Below are 25,503 nucleotides of genomic sequence, written 5' to 3'. Positions count from 1 at the left end.
CTCCGTGTTTTTCTTTGATGGACAGTTTTTTGCAAAACTGTCTGCATTGGTTGTAGGTTGCACCTCTTGTGCAACAAAGCGGCAGGGATTGGAGTGGCGCGAATGCGGCCAACCGCAGCGAGCGAGGAGGCTGGAGCGCAAGCGGAACCACGTAAAGCCCGATTTTTGTGAAACGCAAGTGGAGCAAAAAGCCGCCCATAAAAAAATTCTAAAATACAAAAACTTGTTTACAATAAAAATGTGAATAATTGTCTAAATATGGAGTTTTCATTATAATTTTTTAGATTATCAAACATAAAGAGGCTAACCGTGTACACACCAGTAGATCCAAAACCAGATTTTCCAAAACAGGAAGAAGAAGTTTTAAAGTTTTGGGAGAAGAACTCTACATTTAAAAAATCTTTGGAGCAACGCTCGAAAGACGAAGAATTTGTATTTTTTGACGGTCCTCCTTTTGCGACAGGACTTCCTCATTTTGGACATTTTATTCCATCGACGATAAAAGACATAATTCCTCGATACCAGACTATGAAAGGAAAGCACGTTGACCGCCGTTTTGGCTGGGATTGCCATGGGCTTCCTGTAGAAAATTTGATAGAAAAAGAACTCGGTATAAATTCAAAACACGAAATTGAAGCCTACGGAATAGGAAACTTTAACGATAAGTGCAAGGCTTCGGTTTTAAAATATACTGCCGAATGGAAAAAAACGATTACCCGCATGGGTCGCTGGGTTGATTTTGACCGCGATTATAAGACTATGAATCCAGATTTTATGGAAAGCATATGGTGGGTTGCAAAATCGCTTTGGGACAAAGGACTAATATATGAAGGTCAATATATTTTGCCTTATTGCCCTCGCTGTGCGACTGTGCTTTCGACTCACGAACTTGCACAAGGCTACAAAGATGTAAAAGATACAGCGATAACCGTTCGTTTTAAGATTTTAAAAGCTCCTTCGCCTTTAAAAGATTTGGATTTAGAAAATGGAAGAACTTATTTTTTGGCTTGGACTACAACGCCTTGGACTCTTCCTTCAAACCTTGGTCTTTGTATGGGACCTGAAATTGACTATGTTAAGATTTTAGACAAAGCGTCTGGCGACTATTATGTAATGGCAGAAGCAAGGCTTTCTTCCTATTATAAAAATCAAGATGAATATGAAATCCTCGCTAGAAAAAAGGGAATCGATTTTGTTGGAACGACTTATGAACCTCTTTTCCCTTATTTTGCTTATTTGAGTGAGCCTTCAAAGTGCTCTGAGATTTCAAAACAGGAATGCAAACAGGGTGCATTCAGGATGTTCAATGCGGATTATGTTTCTACAGAAGATGGAACTGGAATAGTACACATTGCTCCAGCTTTTGGCGAAGACGACAATAAGATTTTTCAAGGAACAGGAATTCCAAATATCCAGCCAATAGATGCTGAATGTAAGTTTACAAAAGAAGTGCCGGATTTTGAAGGAAGATTTGTAAAAGACTGCGACAAGGATTTGACAGAACGCTTAAAATTAGAAAAGAAACTTGTAAAAAAAGAGCAGTATGAACACTCATATCCACATTGCTGGAGATGTTCAAGTCCTCTTATTTATCGTGGAATAGGTTCGTGGTTCGTAAAGGTTGCAGATTATCACGACAATCTTTTGCGTGCAAATTCTCAAATCAACTGGCAGCCTTCGCACATAAAAGAAGGACGTTTTGGAAAGTGGCTCGAAGGAAGTCGCGACTGGGCTGTAAGTCGTAATCGTTATTGGGGAAACCCTATTCCAATCTGGAGATGCGACAACGCAGACTGCAAGCACTCGCTTTGTGTTGGCTCACGGCAGGAATTAAAGGATTTATCTGGAGTTTATCCTGATGACTTGCACAAACAATTTGTAGATAAGATAAGTTTTACCTGTCCAAAATGCAAAACTGGCACAATGCACAGAATTCCAGAAGTTTTTGACTGCTGGTTTGAATCTGGTTCAATGCCTTATGCACAGCAGCACTATCCTTTTGAGAATAAAGAATATTTTGAAAATCACTTTCCGGCAGACTTTATCTCTGAAGGTTTGGATCAGACTCGCGGCTGGTTTTACACTTTGACAATTCTTGCAAGCCATCTTTTTGACAAACCTGCATTTAAGAATTGCATAGTAAACGGACTTGTTCTTGCAGAAGACGGAAGGAAGATGTCAAAATCTTTGCGCAATTACACAGACCCAGTTGATGCGATAAACAAATTTGGAGCCGATGCTCTGCGCTTGTTTTTAACGCATTCTGCGGTTGTAAAAGCAGATGACCTTCGCTATTCAGATAACGGAGTTCGCGACGTTTTAAAAAATATAATAATTCCACTCTGGTCTGCATACAACTTTTTTATAAGCTATTCAAATGTGGAAGGCTACAAATCTACAGGACATTATTTTGACGACAAAAATCCGCAAAATCCTATGGATGCATGGATAATTTCCGTTGCCCAAAAGATGATAAAAGATGTTTCTGTTGCTTTGGATGCTTACGATTTAAGTTCTGCAATCGATCCTCTGGTAAGTTTTATTGGTGAATTGAACAACTGGTATATCCGCCGTTCGAGAAAGCGTTTTTCAAGAAATGAAAATTCTCTTGACCAGACAGAAGCATACGAAACCCTTTACAGCGTGTTGAGAGCGTTTTGTCTTACAGCAGCACCTTTTATTCCTTTTTTAACGGAGGAGATGTGGCAGAATTTAAAACTCCCAGAAGATAAGGAATCCGTGCATTTGATGGATTATCCTGAATCTGACGAGAATAAGCGCGATACTGTTTTGGAATTTAAAATGGCAACAGTTCAAAAGGCAGTTTCAATGGGACGTTCCTTGCGAAATCAATTTAACTTAAAAAATCGCCAGCCACTTTCATCAGCAGAAATCGTAACTTTGGATAAAGAAGAACGAAAAGTTTTGGAAGATATGCAGGATGCGATTGCCGAAGAGTTAAACGTAAAAAGCGTTCATTTTCACGAAAGGGAGGATGAACTAGTTCAGTATTCGGCAAAGGCGAATTTCCGCACTCTTGGAAAAGAACTTGGTGCAAAGATGAAGAGCGCTGCTCAAATCATAACAACTCTTTCAAATGCTGATATTGCAGCTGTTTTGGCTGGAAAAACTGTTTCGATAGAAGTTGAAGGGCAAAAGATTGAACTCGACAGCCAGAAGATAATAGTTGAGCGAACAGAAAAAGAAGATTTAAAAGTTATAAATGACGGAACAATAACTGTTGGTCTTGAAACAAAAGTTACCGATTCGCTTAAAAAAGAAGGCTATGTGCGCGATTTAATACGTGGAATTCAGGCTTTGAGAAAGGAAAAAGGTCTTACTGTTCAAGATTTTATCGAATTGAAAGTCAGTGGAGATGAAACTTTAAAAGCCGCTTTTGAAATGTTTGAGGATTTAATCTCTTCGACAACACTTACAAAGCGACAGGAGTGGTGTCAAAACCTTTGTGATGCAAGTTCAATCGACGCTGATGACAAAACTTGGAGTGCGAGCATTGCAAAAGTGTAAAAATTCGGGGAGGTTTTTAAAGGGAAAAATCCTTTTTACCTCTCTTTTTTTTGTGTTATCTTTTTTTTCATGTAAATCAACTCCAAAAATAGAGCCAGTTGATATTTTGAATTTGATTGATGGTGACGCTCCTTTTTTAATCTATATTCCTGCAAATTCAAACCAAAAATTCGTAGAGTATGCGATGGTAAAAATGGCTGGAATGAAAGAAGGCGATGCAAAAACGATAGCAAGTCGCTCAAAAAACATAGCGATTTCTACAAATTCCGACGGAGAATTTCAAATTGCGCTTGAAGGAAGTTATCCAAAAATAGGTTTAAATATCGCTTTAGCAGAAAAAAAAGGCTGGAAACAAAGCCTTTCGACTCAAACGGCACTGCCTATGGAATACTATTCTTCTGAACAGTTTGGAATTCAAGTTGCAAGTCCTGAATCTTCTGTTTTGTTTGTAGCGGCAAATGTTGCTCCCATTTTAAAGCGTTATGTAAGCGAACAGCGAAGGTTGATTTTAAAGGCAGAAGAAATTCAGGATTCTGAAGACTCAAAAGTTTTGTCTGACGAAATTTATAATTTTTTAAAAGATAACGATGGAAGAGAGATTCGCTTTTATTCTCAAAATCCAGCAGCTTTTGTAAAAAATTTTTTGGGCAAGGTTGTAAGCTTAGGTCTTGTAACTTTGAGCGGAAGCCTTGTAGAGTCAAATGCCGATAAAACTTTTGCCTTGAAATTAGATTTAATTCTTTCTAGTAGTGCAGTTGCAAAGGCAAGCGTAAAGATGTTAAAACTTGCACTCTTTCCAGTTCCTGCAAAAATAGTTCAGACAGGAGAAACTTCCGTGCAGATTACGGACATTTCCCTTACATATAATCAGTTGCTGAATTTGATAAAATAATTTAGAAAACGGAGTATAAAAAATGAAAAGCAGTGAAAAAATCATCCTAAAAGCCGAAGACATGGACGGTTATCTAAAAGAGCAGGATTTTAAAGACATAAAACTTTTGGAAAGCATGTATGAAAAAACTATAAACTCTTTTGAGCCGCTCGACAAAAAGAGTGTTGTGGAAAATTTCGATAAGATGGGACACGAATTGCAGAGAATCTGCCGTGAACATGAAAGGATAAAAGTTTTTTCTTTTGAGACAGATGCAGGGAGCCATGCTGAAGCGAGTAGGGTTATTTCAAAATTGCGCGATGTAAACACAGGCCATCAGGAGTTTATATATTATGTTCAGCGTGCATACGAAATGCTTTTTCGCCTCGCTTTTACAGATCATTTTGAAAGCAACAAGGGGCATATCGTTGTAAAAACTCCAGTTAATAATCCCGTGCAAAATTATGCAGTTCATAAAATTCCTGATATAGACAACCAGATAGAAAATTCAGTTATGTGCGTTATGCTCCGCGGTGCTCTTTTGCCAAGCATAATAATGTCAAAAGAAGTTGAAGAGTATTCAAGCCACAAATATGTAACTCCTTTTGCACTTTTTAAAATCAATCGTGATGATTCAAAAAACGAAGACGATATGGAATACGTTCTCGATTTAAAAAAGTCTTTTTTTAACCTCGAAGATTTAGATGGGAAGGATTTAATTTTTGCAGATCCTATGAACGCTACAGGTGGTTCGCTAGTTACAGTTGTAAAATATCTTTTACAAAATGGAGTTCGCCCTAAATCTATAAAATTCTTTAACGTAATTTCAGCACTAAAAGGAAGTTTACGCGTTACAAGAGCATTGGAAAATTGTACCTGTTACACGCTTTGGCTCGATCCTGTGTTAAACGAAAAGGCATATATAATGCCCGGCTTAGGTGATGCAGGCGACAGGCTTAACGGTTGCGACAAAAAAGAAAAACCAAGAAACATAATTCGCCTAATTGCAGACTATGGTTCAAATATTTCAGAATTATATAGAAATCAGTTGGCAAAAATTGAAGAAACCGTACTCGAATAAAATAAAATCGATTTTATATTCTATTCTCTTTTCTCTTTTTTTATATTCATGCCAGACAAGCAACGCTTTTAAGGTTCCTGGCGAAACTCAAATTATCGCAAAGAATATAGCTTCTGAATATTTTGCGATTGCAGAAGGCTATATGGATTTAAAAAAATACGATAAGGCAGCCCAATATTATTCTCTTGCGATGAAAAATAAGTCGTTGCGTTTGAGTGCGTATTATAAGATGGCACGAGCGTATGCACTTGCAAGGGATTATGAAAAAGCGCTTTCTTGCTATGAAGATTTAATAAAATTAGATCCAGATAATAAAGATCTTGCTCTTTCGCTTGCATATATAAAAGGTATGTCTGGAAAGATAGACGAGTCAATTTTGATGTACAAGGATTTGAGCCAAAAATATCCAAATGATTCTTCTGTTTTAGAAAATTACATAACGCTCTTGCTCTACATCGGTCGAACAGAGGACGCAGAAGTTCAATTTTATATACTCGCCGAGAAGTTTCCAAATAACGAAAACCTAAAAAATATTTCGGATAAGATTAACGAAGCACTCGATAATCCAACAGAAACAAAAGAAGTTAAAACAGAAAAAGAAGAGAAAAGCAAGTAAACGTTTTCTTAATTGTTGTTTAAGATAAAATTTTTATATTTTTCAGGATTTATCCTAAACGCGATTATTGGAGAAGAAGGCTCATTTTGAGCATGCTTTTCTGCCTCGCTCGCTTCTTTTAATATCCTTTCGCCACTCAAAGTTCTTCCTGCCCTTGCAGAAATTCCCATCGTAACAGGAACTGATTTGTTAGTTTTTGCAATTAAATTGTTTATTTTTTCTAGCAGTTTTTCTGAAAGTGCAACACTTTGGTCTAGATTTGAATTTTTTATAAAAATCGCATAACCGAACGAGCCGTATTCATAAACAGAACAATTCAAATTTAAAGCTCCATCAAAGCAGTTCAAAATTTCGAGGTTTTCATCTTCTAAAAAATTTTCATCTTTCTTAAAAAATTCACTTCTAACGATTAAAACAGAAAAATCTTCATCTTTAGCAACTGATTCAATCAACGCTTCTTCAAGATTTGCCAAGAGGCTTTCTTCTCTTTTAATTGTTATTTTATTCTCTATTTTTTTATCTTCTATAAATTCTTCTTTAAGTTGCAGATTTTGAGTCTGTATATTTTCCTTTTTATCTTCCTCATCTTCAAATAAAACTTTTTTTTCTTCTTCTGTCAAAAAAGGCTCTTGTTGTTCGTCATGGGAGTTAATTTCAATTTTTTTTGAATTTTCATCTGCAATCGAAATCTCGACTTCGGTTCTATCTGTTTTTGCAAAGATTAAAAATGCAAAAGAAATTAAAGTGCCTATCAAAATTATAAAAAACGAATTTTTTGCATAATTAAATACAAGATTGGGATTTAACTTGAAGATTGAAACATCGAGTTCTACGATATTGTTTTGATTTGTTTTTATCTTCGCCGAATAGTTTTTTATATTTTTTGCTTTTGAATTTTCAACATTTTTTGGATAAGAAAATAAAATTTCGTCATCTAATTTTAGAGTGATTTTTTCATAATTTTTTAAATTTCCAATAGATTTTATAAAAAGATTAGAAAATTCGTTTGAACTTAACGCATATTTAGAACAAGCCATCTGTGTATTTTGGGCAAGATTTTGAAAAATTGAATCTGCTCGTTCTTCACCCTTTAATTTTTCAATTAAAATTCCACTAACAAAATACGATAGCGCTAGTAAAAAAATTGCTACTATAAAGATTGAAATCAAGTTGAATGTCTTTTTGGTCATGATTTTTAAGTATATCGTAAGGCGGTATTGCGTGCAAGTTTATAACTTTCGGTTATGGAATGTTTTTTCTCGTAGAAGGCCATTAACGGAAGAAGTGTTAAAAAATATGGATTATCTAAACTGTCGATAAAATCAGCTGGTAAAAGCAAAAGTTGCTTTTTAAATTCTTTTTTAAACGATAAAAAATCAAAATTGGTAAGATTTCCCAAAAATTCATTTTTTTTGGAAGCGATAAAAAAATCCAGAGAAGCTTTATAACTTTCTAAAACTGAATTTGTGTATACGCCTTGTTTTATCTTTTTTAATTTGCCTCTGAACATCAATTCAACAAATTTTGTTTCACAATTAAAAATGCGATTCTGATTTTTTTGATATAAAATATCGAGATATGTGCCTCGTGCATAAGGTTTTCCGTTTAAATATGAAAAATCTGCGCCAAAAAATTCGACTTCTAAAAATCCACAAGTAAATGCCAAATCTGCACAGGCAATCGTTACAGTTCCGCTTCCAGAGTTTAATTTTATAAAGTTATTTCCGCAGAAGTTAGAAGCAAAAGCAGAAAGTGGATGGCCAGAAGAAAAAAATACGATTTTTTTGTGGAGTTTTAATAGTTTTTTTGCGATTGCGGAGTTAGAACAAAGGTCGCAAAAGAAAACTGTATCTTGGCAATTACCTAAATCTTCTAAAAAATGGCAATGCGATATCATCTGTGCGTCAATAGTTACCACTGCCTGCGGAATTATAGAATTTTTTAAAAGAACAGGAAGAGCTGTATCCGTCGAGATTATGCAGTAAAAATCTTTTTTGTTTTTTAATGATTTTATATTTTCGTCTAACGAAGGACCTGCCGCAACTATCAATGCGTTTCTTGTTTTTTGCTCCTTTATAAAAGAAAGATTTTTTTCAAAATTATTTACAGAAGGAGAAAGTTGTAAATTTTCCATTATGTTTTTTTGCCAGATTTTTCCGAAATGACTTTGAACAGAAAAATCTGCCTGAACTGCATCGAGAGCCTGTTTTATTATCTGCTTTATAAAATCACAATTTTTAGGGAAGATATTTTCCCATGAACGCAAAATTGCAAAATTAAGAGAACCGTAAAAAGAAGGAAGATAGTTGTCTATTATTGTTCGAAAAAGTTTTTCTGGAGTTGAAAAAACGACTCTTTTATCTTTAGAAAGTTCTTTGCAGCAGTCGATTTCACAAAGAAAATCAAAATCTTCGTTTAGATTTTCGATTACGATTATCTTTCTGTTTTTATTGTCGTTCAACAATTTTTTTATGTGATAGCCACCTGCAAGACCTACAATTACAAAAAATCTGGTTTCTTTTGAAAATTGTTCTGCAAAAATTTTTGCTTCTTTTTCTGGATCGTATTTTGAACAAAGGGAATGTTCTTGAATAAAAGGGATTTTTAGTCCTGTTTTCGAATTTTCAATTTTTGTATAAAAGCTTTTCATAAAAATCGCCTTTTTATTTTTTCAATAAGAGCAAGTTTTTTTAAGTTAATTTCTTCCTCGATTTTTTTTCCTTCATCTTCATCTTTTGAACGCGCTAAAATTAAATTTTCTTTCGGAAATAACTCTCCAATGTTTTTTTTATCCAAAATGATTTTTTCTGCGATTTTTAAAAGTTGATTTTTTGAAACAACAACTTTTTTTTCATCAAAAAGAATTTTATCGTGATTTTTGCAAAATCTTATGTTCTTCCAATCCAAATCCTTTAGTGGAAAAAGGTTGTTAGAATATTTCCAATTTGAAGAAAGCCGAAAAATCCTTTTATAAAAATTTTCGTTTTGAGATTTAAACCAATTTGCATAAATTTCAAGTGAAGGAGTTGAATTGAATCTTAAAGAAGCAAGCCTTGTTTCCTTAGTAAAAAGCCTTCTGTCAAAATTTTCATCTCGTATTTCAAAAACATTTGGCCTTGCATGTTGAAAACTCGGATTTGGGGCAAGGTCTAAGCCACAAAAATATACATTTGCACTTGTAAGAGCGAGTGCAAGAGCCGCCGCCGTTCCGCTTACAGTTCCGTTTCTGAGCGCATAAATAAAGGGAATCTCAAATTCCTTAAAAAAAACTTCTCCAAGAGATTTTTCATAGCAGAGTGGAATAATCTTATTATTTTTTAATATTTTTTTTGGAAAAGCACTTTCATCGCAAAAAGCAAAAATCGTTGATTGAAGCAATTTTTGTGTTTTTGAATTGAATTCAAGATGTTTTTTTGCCCAAAAACCTCCGTCCGTACTCAAGACCATGTCAGGAATTATTTCTCTTTTTAAAAGTACAGGAAGCGAAGATGACAATGCCAAAATAAAAAACTCGCTTCTAAAAGACTTTATATTTTTTAGTGAAGATTCAAGACTAGAGCCAGAAGCGGTAACTATTATGTCCTTTGAAAATCTTTTTGGAATGTAAACTTTTTTTAGAAGAGAAAAAAAATTAAGAGAATTTAAAAACCATTTCTTTGAAAAATAGGAGCGGGTAAGAAGGACGTTGTTTGAAATTAAAATTGCTTTTTTTATTTCTGACCACACTCTTTGAGTTAAATCTGGTATTGCAGAATTGCAACTAGGAAGGTTTAAGATTCCTGCTGAAAGCAAGGCTTCTTCAGAAAGTGCTGAATAAAGTTTTTGAGCAAAATTTTCTGTTTCAAAAAAATAAAACACTTCATCCCAAAGGTTGTCTGCTTTATAAAAATCTTTAAAAATTCTTATTGCATATAACTTTGCGTTTGGGAATTTGTTCCTTAAAAATTGCTCGCAGTAAGAAAGTCCAGGTTCAATGATTAAAATGCAGGACGGAATAAAATTAAAATTCACGCTTTCAACAAATTTTTGTGCTTCTTTTGAAGGCGAATAAGATGAATGAAAATAAATGCCATCCAATGTGCAAGTTTTTTCGCCATTTTTTGCAAGAGCAAAATTTATTGCAGTTTTTGAAGTTGTCACTAAAATTTTCCCTGTGTCAAAAAGTCTGTAAGTCCTTTTTTATCGTTACAGGTGCCTGCTTTTATTAAAATCATATTTGAAAGTGATGTTTTGTTAAAAAAAGATTTTAAATAATCATTTATCAGTATTTCCAAGATTTTTATCTTAATCTCTTCTTTTGAAAAAATCGCAATTTTGAATTCTCCGCTTTCGTCAAAAAAACAAGCATTTGGAGGTGGAAAAAGTTTTTTTAAATAGAAATAGATTTGCTTAAAAGCGGTAAATTTCATTATTTTAGAAATTTTTTCATCTTTATCGTAAAATTCATTTTGCAAAGAAAGTTTCGAGGTTCCAATAAAAAGTTGTGCAGGGCAGAGATTAAGACCTTTTTCAAAATAATCGTTTTCAAAATTGGATTCCAAAAGAGAAACTGGAACAAGGCTTTTTAAAATTGCAAAATCTTTATTTGAACAATCTTCATCTGCAACTAAAAAGTATGCTCGCTCGCCAGAAAAATCAAAAGGAAAAATGCAAATGGAATCAATATTGAGCCTTTCTTTAGGAGAAAAAAGTTGCAAAAAAGGGTTTTTTTTCTCATCAAAAAAAATCTTACAAACTTCATCTTCAAAATTAAAGCCATTCCAAAAATCTTTTGTAGAAAGGGAATAGGAAATTGTTTCCAAATCAAATCCACAAGAATCGCTCATTACAAAAAAATCCGATATTCGCGAAAAAATGCCATACTTTTTTATACTTAGCAAATCTGAGAGCGAATAAAAATCGATTTTTAAATTTTCATCTTGATTTTTTGATTCAAGTTTTGCAACACGAGCCAAAAGTCCTGTGGAGCGTTTTTGATTTTCTATGTGACTAAAAAGCCCCATTATGACAATCCCAATTCCTTAAAAAGTTTTTTGTAAGTGTTGAATTGCTCTGATTTAGCAAATTCCGCAATTTTTTCTTCAGGAAGATTTTCTAAAAGTTGATCCATATAAGAAAGAACTGATTTTATCTCTTCTTTTAAATCACCGGAAACAGCATCTTTTGCCAATTCTTCTGGCAATGGTTCTTCAGAAAGATAGTCAATTTTTTCTTCTGTCAAACTCTCTGTAATAGGAGGATCTTCTTTTGTCAATTCTTCAAATGGATCTAATTCTTTTTGAGTTTCCTCAGAAGATGTTAGGTTGCTTATTTCGCTTTCATTCATAAAATCTGTTGAACTTGAATCAACTAAAATATCTTCTGGTTTTGGAATGCTTATCTCTTGTGGAAGCTGAGAATCTTGAGTTTCGGTATAATCAATATTTTCAAGCGAAGAGTCATCTATATCTTCTTCTAAAGTTGAAAAATCCATTGAAAGACCGCTTTCCTCATAAAAATCATCCTCTGGAATTTCAATTTCGCTGTCAACATTTCCTAAGATGTTTTCTTTAGAAAGTTCAGTTTCGTTTTCTTCTTGAGATTTTTCTTCCAATTCCTCGTTTTCGTTCAAGCTGTCTTGAGCAAACTCAGGGGAGTTTTCGCTTAGCTGTTCTTCTTTTTTGTTCTCTTGAGTTTCATCTTCATCAAGCAGAGTATGTTCCGCTTTATCATCTTGTTTTGAGTCTTCATCAAGTACTATTTCTTGATTTTGTTCAACTTCAACACTTTCGTTCTTTTGAGAATCTTGAGCAGGATTTGCCTGTGTTATATCCGCACTGTTTAAGATGTTGTCGAGTTCATCTGTAGAAAGAGCAATCGTGTCATCTTCATCTGTTAAATCAAAAAATCCTTCGTCATTTTGCGAGCCATCGTCTTCTATGATTTTTGCAGCATCTTTTGCGGTTTTTAAATCTTCAAATTCTTTTTTTAGAGACGCAATATCATCTTTTAAAGCTGAAAGTTCTCCTACAATCTGGCTGAACATAGCATTCATCTGTTCAGAAGGTTTTTGTTCTCCCATATCATCTTCATCCAAAATTGGAGCTTTTATGGAATCAGCAAAATTTTGAGTAATCTGGTCGTCCTTTTCAGCTTCGCCGTTGCCTGTTGAGTCTTCGTTTTCTGAAAAATCTTGCATATCTTCGTCAAGAATTTCATCATCATCTAAGAAAGAAGAAGTTTCTTCGTCAAAAGTGTCAGGAATTTCTTCATCGTCTTCCACATCGGAATCTGCAATCGTGTCGATTTCATCATTAAAATCCGTGATATTTTCGCTTTCGACTTGTGAAGTTTCGTTTTCAACAGGAATTTCATCGATCGTTTTTACAAGGGCATTTTCTTGATTTTCAGTGTTTAAAGCCTCTGCATTTTCGTCTTCCACATTGTCAAGAATAGATTGAACATCAAAGTCATCTTCTCCTGCTGTCTTAAAATCTGCGTTAGAAAAATCATTAGAAACTTCATCCTCTTGTGTTTTGTCTTCGTCTGCAATAACACTAAAATCTTCATTTTCATCTTTTAAAAGAATATCTTCTTCTTTTTGTTCATCTTGTATCGTAGCATTCTCTTGCGTTGAGCTTTCTAGAGGATAAAGTTCAACTTTATTTTCTACTTTTTCAGTGGAATTATTTTCTGAAGTATCATCAAATCCAAATTCACTTAAATTGACCTCTTCTGTATTTTCTAAAACAGAAGATTTTGAATTTTCTTGAGAAGAATCGCTCGAATTTGAATCGTCAATGTCAAATTCGCTTAAATTGACTTCTTCAGTTCCTGCCATGATAGATTTATTTTCTTCTTGGATAGGCGATGTTGCGGTTGTTGAATCATCGTCAAAAGAAAAATCAATATCAAAAATATCATCGTCAGAGTCGGGTTGTGAAGATTGTGAGGTTTGAGAAGTTTGCACAGTTTGTTCAACAGGATCTTCTTGAGCATCTAAGGAAACTGCAATATCTTCTTCTGGAGCTTTTTCTTGCTGGATTTTTTTGTTTTGAACAGGTTGCTCATTTGATAGAGCATTAGCTTCTTCTTTTTCTTTTATCTTGTTCTCGTCTGGACCTGTTTCAAATATTCCTCCTTCGATAAATTCATCGAGAGAAATTTCTTGTTCGCCAGTTTCAGAAGTTTTTTCATCTTCTGTAGCAGAGTTTTTTTCTGCATCAAAGGTCATATTTTCTATTGCTGATAATTCTGTTTGCGATAAAGAGGAGTTCTCACTTTCATAATCTGAAAATTGATTTTCATCTACAATGTCTAGGGATGAAAAATCAGGTAAATCTGTATCAAGATTAAATGAATCGTCGTTTTTATTTTCTTCGGAGGAAATTACAGTTTTAGGCGGTGTCTTGACCCAAACGCCGTAACTGTCAAGTTCGTCCATGTTTTTTAAATCGCTCATAAGGTCCCCTTCTTATCTATAGTTATCGTCTTAAATATCGGCATAGAATTGCAATTTCTTCATAAAAAAGAAAAAACTCGCAATATATAACAATTATAACACTACAGACTTTCAAAGTCTATTGAGTAAAAAAGGAAAAAAAACTGGCATCATTTTTAGCTCATAAATACTAACCAAAATCAAAAAAATTGCCGATAATCAATCTATCATGAAAAAATTCGGTTTTTTATATGCAGCTGCTGTAGGAACCTTTGTATATGTACTCTTTTCTTTTTTTTGGGGATGCGACGGGCTTTTTGTACAGAGGCAGCAACGTGAACAAAAGAGAATTTTAAATGCACACACCGAATCTATTCAAAAGATAAACGATTCTCTAATCCTTGAAAAGACGGCTTTGGAAAAGGATCCTGATGTTATAGCAGGACTTGCAAAAAAACTAGGCTTTGTTTCTGAAGGCGACAAGCTTGTAAAGATAAATGGTCTTTCTTTTGATTCAAAAACGATGTATGATGCAGGTGTACCCTTAAAGGCACTGGAAAGTGAATATATGCCTGAATGGGTCAGTAAAATTTTGGGAATGCTTGCGTTTTTAGCTGTTTATCTTTATTTTTTGACTAAGGATATAAAAGCGGGACTTTTCCTGAAGAAAAAAAATCCAGTTTATTTGGAGGGTATTCCTGTCTATGATTTGCCGCAAATCTGATAAAGAATCTTGCTTGATTGCTGCCGATTACATAAGGCATGGAAAGGTTGTTATTTTGCCGACTGAAACCGTATATGGTTTTTCGGGAATTGTAGACGGAAGGCATTATTCATATCATACAGATAAAAAAATTCAAGAGATAAAGGGCAGGGAAGAAAGCAAGCATTTTATCCAGCTGCTTGCAAAAATCGAAGATTTAAAAAAATACACAAGGGATGTTGTTCCTGATGAACTTTTAAAACTTTGGCCAGGGCCTCTTACAATAATCGTTCACACTTTTGCAAAAGACGGAAATTTTGCTACCACAGCGTTCCGTTGCCCTGGAGATGAGTGGCTTAGAAAAGTTATAGGCGAATGTGGTGCACCAATCTATTCTACAAGCGTCAATAAAAGCGGTAAGCCAATTTTGGGTAATATACTTCAAATTAAAGAAGAATTCGGAAAAGATGTTGATTTAATCGTTGAAGACGGAGACAAGACGGAAAATAGACCTTCAACAATCGTTTCTATTGGCGAAGACGGAAGCGTAAAATTGGTTAGGCAGGGTTGTTTGGACGTAAGTTTTGCGTTGTAAATTTCCAAATCGCTAAGCTTAATTTTTATTTTTTTGTCCAAGTAATATTTTCGATTCCAGGTTCTGCTTTTTGTGATTGAGCGGATTCTATAATTGTATTTTTTGTTCCAGAAAGCGTGTCTTTAGAAGCCATTGAAAAATTCCATTCGATTGGATTTGCAGTTTGAGCAACTTGTAGAGCAATATCTCTTGGCAGGCTAGGATAAAACGATGCGTTTGGTTTTCCAGTTTGAGTTATAGTTATTTCTGAGCGGCTTTTTGCTTTTACTAAAATATTCATAGTCGCTCCATTCTTTAAGATTATAAATCCCCGTCCACCACGCAGAATAACTATTTTGTCGGAAAAAGGCTCGCCGCTCCAAGTTCCAGAAAGGCTTTCTACACTAAAAGGTTCATCTGCTGAATTTTCTGTTTTTGTAAGGGGGATATCATTTTTTTCTGGAAAGTTGATATTGTTTTTTAGTGGCGAAAAAAGTTCTTCGAGGCTTTCTTTTGCGCCTGTGAGCATTTTGTAATATGAATCGTAAAATCTTGATTCTTTTAGAATTTTTGCTTTATCAGAAGTTTTTGCGTAAAAATCGCAATGCCAGTTTATGTTTTGAGTTTCGGTTTTTTGAGAATTTATTTCGGCATAAAAAACTATTTTAGAAGGTTGATTTAGAGTTATTTCTGGAGGGGACGTTAAAATTTTTGCAAGGTCAGGTCTCTTGTCAGAGACAGAAAGCCCATCGATAGAATTGAGTTGAGTAAAAAATAAATCTTGAGCCATCTTTAGCATATTTGTATCTTGACTGGAAGAAACAACTCCGTAGTAATCAACCTGAAGTTTTTGTGCGTTCAACTGGAGAGTAGCTTCGATTATGAAAAATAAGGCTATTTTGGCTTTTAAAAATCCTTTCAAATAAAAATTCTCCGCATTTTACGAGAGGATAGATTTTTTAAATTCTCGGCTCAATTCTCTATTTATATCTCTTTCTTTTATAGAAGCGCGCTTGTCAAACTGTTTTTTTCCTTTGCAGATGCCTAAATTTATTTTTACACGCCCATTTTTAAGATAAAAATCGAGAGGAATCAATGTGTATCCTTTTTCATCAACTTTTCTTTTAATCCTTTTTAATTCTTCTTTGTGAACCAAAAGTTTTTTGACTCTGTCTGGGTTGTGATTAAAAATTGATGAATACTTATATTCAGAAATGTGAAAATTGCGCACCCAAAGTTCTCCATTTATTATCTCCGCAAAAGAATCGTTAAACGAGATGTTTCCTGCCTTTACGGACTTTACTTCTGTTCCTTCTAAAACAATTCCGCATTCATAAGATTCTTCGACAAAATAATCAAATCTCGCCTTTTTGTTTTGTGCTATCATCTTTACACTTTCTGACATAAGCCGATTATATTGTGATTAGGTTTACCTTGCAACTACGCAAAAAAAAAGGTATGGTTTTACAATGTTTCGCGACATATATTCGATTTCATACAGGATGAGGCGAAAACTTTACAGAAACATCTTTGTTTCGCTCGTCTCATTTTTTTCCTGTTTTATGGCAGTAAATTTGATAATCGCCTTTCTCTTTTATCCTGTAAAATCTCAATCGGATTCTATGCTTCCAGAACTTTCTGAAAAGAGCGTTGTCTTGATTGCCCCGTTTTTGAAAAAGCCAAGTCGCGGACAAATCATGCTTGTAAAAAGCAATCTCGATGAAGAATATACTCCATTTCAAAAAATTGTTGATTTTATAGTAAGGTTTTTCACCGCTGGAAGAATCTCTCCTTTTTCCGATAAAAATGGAATAAAGCCGTATTTAAGAAGGGTTGTGGGAATTCCTGGCGATACAATCTACATAAAAGATTATCTTGTCTACGTAAAGCCGTTGGCGCAAAATCAGTTTTTAACAGAATTTGAACTTACAAAGGTAAAATACAATTTGACTTTTCCAAACACAACTTTAGGAATCGATAAAAGTCTTGGCGCTGTTGGCAATACCGAAGTTCTAACTTTAAATGAAGGCGAGTATTTTCTTTTAGGCGACAACCGTTTGGAAGCATTGGATTGCAGAATTTGGGGCAAGATGAAGGCAGATTCTTTTGAAGGGCGAGCGCTTTTTGTATATTTTCCATTTGATAAATTGAGATTTTTTTAGATAAAAAAATGGAATATTCCCTTTATGTTCACATTCCGTTTTGCACGCAAAAGTGCGATTATTGTGATTTTTTTAGCATTAACAATTCAAAAAAAAATCTTGCAAAGCCAGACTCCACCTATATTGATTGTGTTTTAAATGAAGTCGTCTTTTATGTAAAAAAATATTCAATTACCGCTTGGTCTACAATCTACATCGGAGGCGGAACCCCAAGCATTTTAAAAGGTGAACTGGTTTACACTCTTATCTCGTCCTTAAAAAATCTTTTTAAAGATAAAAAAGTAAAAGAAATAACTTTGGAAGTAAACCCAGAAGATGTTTGTGCAGAGCTTTTAGAAAATTCAAAAAGGGCTGGCGTTACAAGAATTTCGATGGGAATTCAAGCCTTGGACGATAAGAGTTTGACTCTTATAAACAGAAAGAGCGATGTAAAAACTGTTTTGCATGCTTTAGAAATTTTAAAGGCGAATTGGAAAAATAGACTTTCTGTTGATTTTATCGCAGGGCTTCCAGGTCAGACATATAAGTCCTTTGGAGCGCAGTTTGATAAAATTTTTGAATATCCTGTAGATCACATCTCCTTATATACCTTGACCGTTGAAGAAAAAACTCCTCTTTATAAAAAAATTACGGACGGAAAAATAAAATGGAGCCAAGAAAAAGCCGACCGAATGTGGATTTTAGGGCGAAATTTGCTTGAAAAAAAAGGATTTTATCAATACGAAGTAAGTAATTTTGCAAAGCCCGGTTTTGAAAGCCTGCACAACAGCGTTTACTGGAACCTTGAAAATTACATTGGTGTTGGAAGCGGTGCAACTGGAAGCTTATATTTTGAAGGCGTGCGCTGGACAAACACTTTGAATATAAAAAAATATGAAGATTTCTGGAAAAATTTTCAAAGCAGTCAAAATTTAGACGCGGAGAAAAAAAACTTGCAGGAAATCGAGCAAAAAATTGAAAGCGTAAGAAATGTAGAAAAAATCTCCAAAAACGACGAAATTTTTGAATATCTTATGATGGGTTTTAGAATGAAAAAGGGCGTGAGTTCTCAAAAATTCTTTAAGCGATTTGGACTTAACCTTGAAGAAAAGATAGGAGTTGAAAACGGAGTTTTTTTTGAATGGAAAGAGCGAAAGCTTGCTTCTGTTTTTAAAACAGAAGATGACACATTTTATGCTTTGAATAAGAAAGGGCTTATGCTTTTGAACAGATTTTTGGAATCAATATTGTAAATACAGTTCCTATACCAATTTGAGATTTTACATCGATTTTCCAATTATGGGTTTCTAAGATGTTTTTTACGACAGAAAGCCCAATTCCATGTCCTTCTTCTTCACGGCTGTTTGATGCTCTGTAGAAGATGTCAAATATAAATTGAATGTCTTTATCCTCAATTCCAATTCCAGAATCTTCTATTGAAACAGTTATAAAATTTTCATCTTCAACGGCTTTTATCGTGATATTTCCATTTTCTTTTGTGTAACGCTGTGCATTTGAATAAAGATTTTCCAGTGCTCTAATTACGAGTTCTTTGTTGTAAAGAACATTGCTGTTTTCAGAAATATTTATTTCAGTTTTGACATTTCTGTTAAAAATTTTACTGCTGTTTATGCATGATTCTTCAAATTCCTTTAGTAAAGGCAGAATAGGCTGAACTGTCAACTTATCTTTCCAATCGTTTGTTTCCAATTTTACAAAGTTTATAAGAGAGTTTATCATAGTCTCAAGTTGTTTTGTTTTGGATATTAAAATTTTTATAGATTTTGCAACATCATCTGGATTCTTTACAATCCCGTCTTCAACAGCTTCTAGATAACCTTTTATAACTGCAATCGGAGTTCTCAAGTCGTGGCTCATTCCCATGATGAATCTTTTTCTTCTTTCATCATCTTCTTTTAGGGCGAGTCGCATTTTTTCCAAATTTAGTATGAGGTCTGTTATTTCATTTTCACCGCGGTTAGATTTTCTTCTTTCGATGGAGTGTCGAATTTCTTTATTTGCAAGCCTTTTAGTTGAATTTTGCAAAAAATTGATTGAACGAGTTATTGTCCTTGAAATGTGTAACGTAAAAAGAATGCAAGCCAACTCTAACGACCCTGTAAGAAGAAGGGTGAATAGAGTCAGCTTTTCTGAACTTATGCTATAACCTGTGGCAATATGCTGATTTACAGGAATCGTAGTTAAAGCAATTATTGGAATAAGTACGACAAGCAGAATGAATAAGTTCAACTGATGTTTGATTTTCATCAGTTGCTACCTTTTTCAAACTTATATCCCATCCCGAAAACTGTTTTTATATATTTTGGATTAGAATGATCATCTTCTATCTTTTTTCTGAGCCTTTGAACGTATACGGCAACGGCAGTTATATCGCCATATTGCGCTTTCCAAACTTCGTTATATATTCTCTCTGGACCTAAGGTTTCGCCTTCATGCGAGATTAAAAATTCCAAAACTTCATACTCTTTTGTAGAAAGAGGAATTTTTTCCGGACCTTTTTTCAGAACGCAGCTGTTTAATAAAACTGTATAAGGTCCAAAATCATAAGAGGCCTCCGCAGCAGCAGTAACCTTTGCTTGTCTGCGTATTATAGCTTCAACCCTAGCAACTAAAACTTTTGGTGAATACGGTTTTGTAACAAATTCGTCTGCACCATCACCAAGCCCATTTATTATGTCTTCATCTGCATCGCGTGCAGAAACTATTATAACAGGAAGCGAAGAATTGTATTCTTTTCTGAATTTTGTAAGAAATTCAAATCCGCTCATTCCGGGCAAATTTAAATCTAGGATTATCAAATCTGGCATTTGGCGATCGATATAGGTAAACGCGTCTTCAGCCGAGCCTACAGAATCAACCTGCATTCCTGATTTTGTTAGATACATCGAAACAAGTTCTGCCATTTCTGGTATGTCTTCGATTACAAGAATTTTTGAGTTCATATTGCATTTCCTTATTATATTATAAAAATAACACAGAATTAAAAAAGTGCAAGTTTTTATAACAGGCTATTAACTTTTTTTTGTAATATTATAAAATCTGTTATAAAATGTAAATGTTTACATCATTTTTTTTGTATGAGATTTGTGCGGTATATTGATTATAAGAGACTGATTTTGACAAAAAACAACAAAAAACTGTGTGCAAATCGGATAAAATTTTTTTTGTACTTGACGATAAATGAATAAGAAGGGAAAATAAAACGATGATTTCAGTTACTCGGTTGGATGGGAAAAAGTACTGGATAAATCCACACATGATAGAAAGTATGGAAAACACTCCTGACCTGACTATCACTTTCCTTTCAGGTAAAAAAGTTATGGTCAAGGATTCACCTGATGAATTGATTGAAAAAATAATTGATTATCGTAACCGGCTTGAAATCTCCAAACAAGAAATTTAATCTTTTCTCGATAAAATATGATTAAAAAGCTAGGTGGGATTTAGGAGGAAGCTTTTTATGGATATTGCGTCAATAATCGCAGTTGTTGGTGGTGCTGCTGTAATCGTGCTCGGTGTTGTAACTTCGGGTGGCTCTCTCGGCGGTATTATTGATATTCCGTCCGTATTCGTAACCGTTGGCGGTTCTTTCTTTTCTCTATTCTTTGTTGCTCCATTAAAGCAGGTCTTAGGAATGTTTGGCGTTTTAGGACGCTGTTTTAAAACCTACGATTATGGAGAAAAAAATCTCATACAAAATATGGTTGCCCTTTCTGAAAAAGCAAGGCGTGAAGGAATTCTCGCCCTAGAAGAAGGTTTGGATGATTTGGATGATCCTTTTATGAAGTCCGGACTTAGAATGGTTGTTGACGGCACAGATGGAAATATAATCCGTGCAATATTGGAAAATGAGATGAGCCAAATGGAAGCTCGCCACCTATCTGGTATAAACCTTGTTAACCAGTGGGCAGGTTTTGGTCCAGGTTTTGGTATGATGGGTACTGTAATTGGTCTTATTGGTATGTTGAACAACCTTGAAGATAAATCATCTTTGGGACCTAACATGGCGGTCGCTTTGATTACTACATTGTACGGTTCCATGCTTGCAAACTGGTGGTTTGGACCTATGGCACAAAAACTCATCGCTCAAAATAGCGCTGAAATGGCTGCAAAAGAGATGGTTTTGGAAGGTGTACTTTCAATTCAGGCAGGAGATAACCCTAGAATTCTTGCAATGAAACTTCTTACTTATCTTGATCCAAAAACTAGAAAAGTTATAGAGGGCGATGTTCTTAAGGATTAGAGTTTAGATGGCAAAAAAAGAAAAAAAAGCACCAGAAAAACCGTCAACCGCGTGGCAGGGCACCTATGGAGATATGATTACCCTGATGCTCTGCTTCTTTGTCATGCTTTATGATCCTTCAGAAGTGGACACAACTCAACTTGCTCAAATTCAAGCCTCGCTTGCAGTTCAAACAGAATCTATGGAAAATCCAACTCCCATGGGTGGAATGTCGCTTACTGCTGGTCGCCTTGCAGATTTGGGAAATACAATAAACAGCCTTCCTTCAGTAGAAAAAGGAAAGTCGCTTGGGCTTGCCAAAAAGAAAGCGATTTCGCTCTTTGCCCCAGAAATTCATTCTGCAAAGATAACAGTTTCTTCCGATGAGAGAGGAGTTGTCATCACTCTTGCTTCAGATGCTTTTTTTGAAGAAGGCAGTGCAGAGTTAAATATAGATGAAACTCGCGATATTCTCCTAAAACTTTCAAAATTTTTTCAAGAAAGCGAAATTCAAAACAGAAGATTTAGAATAGAAGGGCATACGGATTCTAATCCTGTTGCAAACGATAAATATCCTTCAAATTGGGAACTTTCTGCCGCTAGGGCTTTAAATACTCTTCATTATCTTGCGGATTTTGGCGTAGATGAAAGAAAGTTTTCGATTGCGGGTTATGCGGACACAAGACCTGTTTTTTCAAACGATACAAAGGAAGGGCAGGCTTATAACCGTCGCGTAGATATAATAATTCTTGATGAAGGACATTTTTAAGATATTTTTTAACTTTTACAAGAATAATTCCGATAAAATGAAAAGGGGTAAATTTTATGGCAGATGATAATGATTTAGATCTTAACGATGACGGTGCAGGGGATGATTTAGCTTCTAGCCCTAAAAAAAGCAAAGGTCTCGGTGGAATTCTTCCTGTACTCCTAAAATGGATTGCAATTGGTCTTGCCGCCATAATTTTGATAGTTACGGTTGTTGTTGTGACGATGAAGATTATTGGAGGAAATCAGTCCCAAGTTGCTGTAGTTCCGGTTACAGAAGAATATTCTTCTAATAAAGAAATTTTAGATTGGTATAGTTCTCTTGGTTCTATAAGAACAAAAACGAGCGATGTAAATCCTGCATCTGTAAATGTTGAAGTTGTTTTGGGATACAAAAAAGACGATAAAGCGACATCTACAGAAATTACACAGAGGACTGTAGAACTTAAAGACTTCTTGCGTAGGTATTTTACTCAAAAATCTTACGAAGAATTGAGGCCTCAAAACGAAGAGGGGCTTCGTATAGAAATAAGAAATGCGATAAATGATTCCATTTTGAGCAGTTCAAAGATAAAAGATGTTCGCTTTATGCAGTTGGATGTCATTCAACAATAGATAAGCGTTTTTAAGGTGGATAAGGCATGAACGAAGTCCTGTCACAAGACGAAATTGATCAACTCTTGCAAGCCATAAGTTCTGGCGATGCGGATACAACCGATTTTAAGCCAGTAAACGATACTCGCAAGATAAAAATTTATGATTTTAAACGTCCCGACAAGTTTTCAAAAGAACAGATAAGAACGGTTTCAATCATGCACGAAACTTTTGCCCGTCTTACTACAACTTCGCTTTCTGCCCAGTTACGCTCTCTTGTTCATGTACATGTAGCTTCTGTAGACCAGTTAACCTACGAAGAATTTATCCGTTCAATTCCAACTCCAACAACGCTTGCGGTAATCAATATGGATCCTTTAAAAGGAAATGCAGTTTTAGAAATTGACCCTGCAATCACTTTTAGCATGATAGACCGTCTTTTTGGTGGAACTGGGCAGGGTGCTAAGGTTAGCCGCGACTTAACGGATATCGAACAGTCTGTAATGGAAGGAATAATAGTTAGAATTCTTGCAAATATGAGGGAAGCGTGGACTCAAGTTATAGATTTAAGACCTCGTCTAGGACAGATTGAAACAAATCCTCAGTTTGCACAAATTGTACCTCCTTCTGAAATGGTAGTTCTCGTAACACTTGAAACAAAAGTTGGCGAAGAAGAAGGGATGATGAACTTTTGTATTCCTTATCTTACTATTGAGCCAATCATTTCAAAACTTTCTTCGCAATTCTGGTTTTCTTCTGTCAGAAGAAGTTCTACAACCCAATATCTTGGAACTTTAAAAGAAAAACTTTCCGACGTAGATATGGATGTTGTTGCGGAATTGGGAACTATAAATATGCCAATACGCGATGTGCTTGCACTCAGAAGCGGAGATGTTGTAAGGCTTTCTACTGTAAGGGTTGGGGAACCGCTTACGCTTAGCGTTGGAAATAAGAAAAAATTCTACTGTCAGCCAGGTGTTGTCGGTAAAAATATGGCAGTTCAAGTAATCGGTAAGATTGCTGGAAGCGAAAACGAAGATTTTGAAGAACTATCCGTAGAAGGAGATGAAACATATGAGTGATGGTGCTATTTCACAGGACGAGATTGATGCATTGTTGTCTGGAGTAGACATTGGTGGAATTTCTGGCTCTTCAAGCGGTGCGCCTGTAAACTTAGATATAGCCGTGCTTGAAAAATTTGCAGACGGGATAAAAGGCGAGTTGAACTCAAAACTCAATTCTATGACTGGAAGCGAATTTACTATTGCAAAGCCTACCGTAGAAACTTGCGATCGCGACGTGCTCCTTTCTAAATTGCCAGAGATGGTTGTTGCTGTAATGTCGGATTTTTCTGTCGGGCTAAAAGGCGATCATCTTTTTATACTTTCTCCAGAATTCAGTCAAAAAATTACAGGACTCGTAAATAAAGAAGAGCAGGCAGAACTCGATGATATGGCTTTGTCCGTAATTTCTGAAGTTGTTTCAAATCACACTGGAACAGAAATTACCCAGTTGAGTAAAGATGGAAAACTTCCTGGTCTTGCTTCAAATCCACCAGAAAGCGTTCACGTTCCAAAAGCGATGGTTCGCATTCCGCAGGGAACTTTCGTCCTTTTTACATATACTTTTACTCTGGACGGCACAAATTACGTTCTTTGGGAAGCGATTTCAAGCGATGTTGCATCTGGAATGATTTCTGCTTTGGGTGGAGATGCACCTTCAGCAATTCCTTCTAGTGGTGCGTTGAATGCAAATGACCTCGGCAACTTGATGGGAAATATGGCTTCAAATCAACCGCAAATGCAAATGGGTGGTATGAACATGGGAATGGGTATGAATATGGGAATGCAAAATCCTGGTATGGCTCAGCCTATGATGATGCAAAACAATCCTATGGGACAGGTCATGGGAATGAATACTCCAAACGTTCAGTCTGTTCAATATCCAAATTTAATAGGTGGAGCTTCTACTACAGAACAGGGAAATATCGGTCTTATCATGGATGTTTACATGGAGATGACCGTAGAACTTGGACGCACAAAAAAGCAGATAAAAGAAATTCTTGGGATGGGCGAAGGTACAATCATAGAGCTTGATAAACTTGCTGGTGAACCGGTTGATATTCTCGTAAACCACAAACCAATTGCAAAAGGCGAAGTTGTAGTCATCGATGAAAACTTTGGAGTTCGTGTAACAGAAATTCTTTCTCCTATGGAAAGGGTTTCGGATTTGCGCTAAAACTTTTAATCTATACCGCTTTTACGTGGGGATGTTTAAGCGGTATAAAATATTTTGGGTGGGAAAATGAAAAATAAAAAACTCTTGGCATTTTGTGCCATACTCTCTTTTTTTGTCTTTTTTAATCAGAAATTTTATTCTCAAAATACCGAATCTCAAAAATCAGAGAATTCTCTGCAATCATCTTCAACTGCTTTTGATATTTCAACAGATCCTTCTCAAATTCAACTTACGGATTCTTCTCCAACAAATCTCTCTTCTCAAAAGGAGCCTTCTACAATTTGGCTCTTTGTAAGGATGATATTTGCACTTGCCATAGTTGCAGCCTTTGCGTATGGAATATTTTATTTTATGAAGCGCAATGTAAAGAACGCCAACGATAACGATCCTTTTTTGCGAAAAGTCAGTCAAATAACTTTAAGCCCCGGAAAATCTGTTCAAATTATAACCTTGCAGGAAAGTGCCTATCTTATAGGTGTGAGCGACCAAAATATCAACCTTATTGGAAAAATTGATGACAAAGAACTTGTAAATGCGATGAATCTCTATGCAGATAAAAATGAAAGAGTAAAAAAGCCAAAATCTTTTTCAGAGATTTTAGAAATCTTTATGCCACAAAATAAAAAAACAGACGAAAGTATATATTCAGCAAATTCAAATATGACTTCTCAATCCATAAAAGACAGCCTGAAAAAATTAAACGAAGAATAATGGCTTTAAGGCGGT

24 protein-coding genes are annotated in these 25,503 nt (G+C 35.1%); 15 read left to right on the top strand and 9 right to left on the bottom strand.

What is annotated here, in order from left to right:
• The first annotated feature begins 309 nt into the window (after positions 1-309).
• The 4 genes from ileS to FXX65_RS01730 are packed head-to-tail and all read left to right on the top strand — an operon-like array spanning position 310 to position 6,096.
• Positions 310-3,528: an isoleucine--tRNA ligase gene (gene ileS, locus FXX65_RS01745; protein ID WP_147614821.1), complete on the top strand. Its 3,219-nt coding sequence runs from the start codon at positions 310-312 to the stop codon at positions 3,526-3,528.
• Positions 3,470-4,420 carry a lipoprotein gene (locus tag FXX65_RS01740; RefSeq protein ID WP_342781504.1) on the top strand — a complete coding sequence of 317 codons (951 nt, stop codon included), beginning with the start codon at positions 3,470-3,472 and terminating at the stop codon, positions 4,418-4,420. Before ileS ends, FXX65_RS01740 begins: the two co-directional genes overlap by 59 nt.
• A 22-nt stretch (positions 4,421-4,442) precedes the next feature.
• Positions 4,443-5,480, top strand: a complete 1,038-nt coding sequence (locus tag FXX65_RS01735; protein ID WP_147614819.1) for a uracil phosphoribosyltransferase — start codon at positions 4,443-4,445, stop codon at positions 5,478-5,480.
• On the top strand, positions 5,458-6,096 hold the full coding sequence (locus FXX65_RS01730) for a tetratricopeptide repeat protein (RefSeq protein ID WP_187116191.1): 639 nt from the start codon (positions 5,458-5,460) through the stop codon (positions 6,094-6,096). Before FXX65_RS01735 ends, FXX65_RS01730 begins: the two co-directional genes overlap by 23 nt.
• 8 nt (positions 6,097-6,104) lie before the next feature.
• On the opposite strand, the gene FXX65_RS01725 is transcribed toward FXX65_RS01730, so the two are convergent.
• From FXX65_RS01725 to FXX65_RS01705, 5 genes are read right to left on the bottom strand one after another with little or no spacing between them, the layout of a single operon-like run.
• Entirely contained in the window at positions 6,105-7,286 is a 1,182-nt protein-coding gene (locus FXX65_RS01725) for a nucleotidyl cyclase domain-containing protein (RefSeq protein ID WP_147614817.1), read from the bottom strand.
• A 5-nt stretch (positions 7,287-7,291) separates the two neighbouring features.
• The gene (locus FXX65_RS01720) at positions 7,292-8,746 is read right to left on the bottom strand and encodes a motility associated factor glycosyltransferase family protein (protein WP_147614816.1); all 1,455 of its coding nucleotides are present in this window, start codon (positions 8,744-8,746) and stop codon (positions 7,292-7,294) included.
• On the bottom strand, positions 8,743-10,236 hold the full coding sequence (locus tag FXX65_RS01715; protein ID WP_187116190.1) for a 6-hydroxymethylpterin diphosphokinase MptE-like protein: 1,494 nt from the start codon (positions 10,234-10,236) through the stop codon (positions 8,743-8,745). Before FXX65_RS01715 ends, FXX65_RS01720 begins: the two co-directional genes overlap by 4 nt.
• Positions 10,236-11,099 (bottom strand): hypothetical protein, encoded by an 864-nt coding sequence (locus tag FXX65_RS01710; RefSeq protein WP_147614814.1) that lies wholly within the window; start codon positions 11,097-11,099, stop codon positions 10,236-10,238. Before FXX65_RS01710 ends, FXX65_RS01715 begins: the two co-directional genes overlap by 1 nt.
• The gene (locus tag FXX65_RS01705; protein WP_147614813.1) at positions 11,099-13,537 is read right to left on the bottom strand and encodes a midas domain-containing protein; all 2,439 of its coding nucleotides are present in this window, start codon (positions 13,535-13,537) and stop codon (positions 11,099-11,101) included. The genes FXX65_RS01710 and FXX65_RS01705 overlap by 1 nt, the downstream gene beginning before the upstream one ends.
• Positions 13,538-13,745: 208 nt before the next feature.
• Here FXX65_RS01705 and FXX65_RS01700 point away from each other — a divergent pair, with 208 nt between their 5' ends.
• Positions 13,746-14,240: a septum formation initiator family protein gene (locus FXX65_RS01700; RefSeq protein ID WP_147614812.1), complete on the top strand. Its 495-nt coding sequence runs from the start codon at positions 13,746-13,748 to the stop codon at positions 14,238-14,240.
• Complete coding sequence (locus FXX65_RS01695) at positions 14,221-14,814, top strand: L-threonylcarbamoyladenylate synthase (RefSeq protein ID WP_147612412.1); 594 nt, start codon at positions 14,221-14,223, stop codon at positions 14,812-14,814. Before FXX65_RS01700 ends, FXX65_RS01695 begins: the two co-directional genes overlap by 20 nt.
• A 25-nt stretch (positions 14,815-14,839) precedes the next feature.
• Here FXX65_RS01695 and FXX65_RS01690 read toward each other — a convergent pair whose 3' ends face one another.
• Together FXX65_RS01690 and smpB are read right to left on the bottom strand one after the other, a co-directional pair.
• On the bottom strand, positions 14,840-15,715 hold the full coding sequence (locus tag FXX65_RS01690) for a TP0183 family DNA metabolism protein (RefSeq protein ID WP_147614811.1): 876 nt from the start codon (positions 15,713-15,715) through the stop codon (positions 14,840-14,842).
• An 18-nt stretch (positions 15,716-15,733) separates the two neighbouring features.
• Complete coding sequence (smpB, locus tag FXX65_RS01685; RefSeq protein ID WP_147614810.1) at positions 15,734-16,198, bottom strand: SsrA-binding protein SmpB; 465 nt, start codon at positions 16,196-16,198, stop codon at positions 15,734-15,736.
• 64 nt (positions 16,199-16,262) lie between these two features.
• Between smpB and lepB the strand changes: the two genes are divergently transcribed.
• Complete coding sequence (gene lepB, locus FXX65_RS01680) at positions 16,263-16,955, top strand: signal peptidase I (RefSeq protein ID WP_147614809.1); 693 nt, start codon at positions 16,263-16,265, stop codon at positions 16,953-16,955.
• An 8-nt stretch (positions 16,956-16,963) separates the two neighbouring features.
• The gene (gene hemW, locus FXX65_RS01675; protein ID WP_147614808.1) at positions 16,964-18,187 is read left to right on the top strand and encodes a radical SAM family heme chaperone HemW; all 1,224 of its coding nucleotides are present in this window, start codon (positions 16,964-16,966) and stop codon (positions 18,185-18,187) included.
• Here hemW and FXX65_RS01670 read toward each other — a convergent pair.
• Entirely contained in the window at positions 18,150-19,202 is a 1,053-nt protein-coding gene (locus FXX65_RS01670) for a sensor histidine kinase (protein WP_147614807.1), read from the bottom strand. The genes hemW and FXX65_RS01670 overlap by 38 nt on opposite strands.
• Positions 19,202-19,897 carry a response regulator transcription factor gene (locus FXX65_RS01665; protein ID WP_147614806.1) on the bottom strand — a complete coding sequence of 232 codons (696 nt, stop codon included), beginning with the start codon at positions 19,895-19,897 and terminating at the stop codon, positions 19,202-19,204. The genes FXX65_RS01670 and FXX65_RS01665 overlap by 1 nt, the downstream gene beginning before the upstream one ends.
• 263 nt (positions 19,898-20,160) lie before the next feature.
• On the opposite strand from FXX65_RS01665, the gene FXX65_RS01660 reads away from it, so the two are divergent.
• From FXX65_RS01660 to FXX65_RS01630, 7 genes are all read left to right on the top strand, one after another.
• A complete protein-coding gene (locus FXX65_RS01660; RefSeq protein ID WP_147612419.1) occupies positions 20,161-20,358 on the top strand; it encodes a flagellar FlbD family protein in 198 nt (65 codons plus the stop codon).
• Between the two features lie 57 nt (positions 20,359-20,415).
• Positions 20,416-21,198: a motility protein A gene (locus FXX65_RS01655; RefSeq protein WP_147614805.1), complete on the top strand. Its 783-nt coding sequence runs from the start codon at positions 20,416-20,418 to the stop codon at positions 21,196-21,198.
• Between the two features lie 7 nt (positions 21,199-21,205).
• Entirely contained in the window at positions 21,206-21,946 is a 741-nt protein-coding gene (gene motB / locus FXX65_RS01650) for a flagellar motor protein MotB (protein WP_147614804.1), read from the top strand.
• A 56-nt stretch (positions 21,947-22,002) separates the two neighbouring features.
• The gene (locus FXX65_RS01645; RefSeq protein ID WP_147612422.1) at positions 22,003-22,560 is read left to right on the top strand and encodes a flagellar basal body-associated FliL family protein; all 558 of its coding nucleotides are present in this window, start codon (positions 22,003-22,005) and stop codon (positions 22,558-22,560) included.
• 26 nt (positions 22,561-22,586) lie between these two features.
• Positions 22,587-23,621 carry a flagellar motor switch protein FliM gene (gene fliM / locus FXX65_RS01640; RefSeq protein WP_147612423.1) on the top strand — a complete coding sequence of 345 codons (1,035 nt, stop codon included), beginning with the start codon at positions 22,587-22,589 and terminating at the stop codon, positions 23,619-23,621.
• Entirely contained in the window at positions 23,614-24,777 is a 1,164-nt protein-coding gene (gene fliN, locus FXX65_RS01635; protein ID WP_147614803.1) for a flagellar motor switch protein FliN, read from the top strand. The genes fliM and fliN overlap by 8 nt, the downstream gene beginning before the upstream one ends.
• Before the next feature lie 66 nt (positions 24,778-24,843).
• Complete coding sequence (locus FXX65_RS01630) at positions 24,844-25,488, top strand: FliO/MopB family protein (RefSeq protein ID WP_147614802.1); 645 nt, start codon at positions 24,844-24,846, stop codon at positions 25,486-25,488.
• The last annotated feature ends 15 nt before the right edge of the window (positions 25,489-25,503 follow it).

Origin of the sequence: Treponema pectinovorum (assembly GCF_900497595.1) — a bacterium.
In the GTDB taxonomy this organism is placed as follows: Bacteria; Spirochaetota; Spirochaetia; order Treponematales; family Treponemataceae; genus Treponema_D; species Treponema_D pectinovorum.
This window is presented reverse-complemented; position numbering and strand designations above follow the sequence as displayed.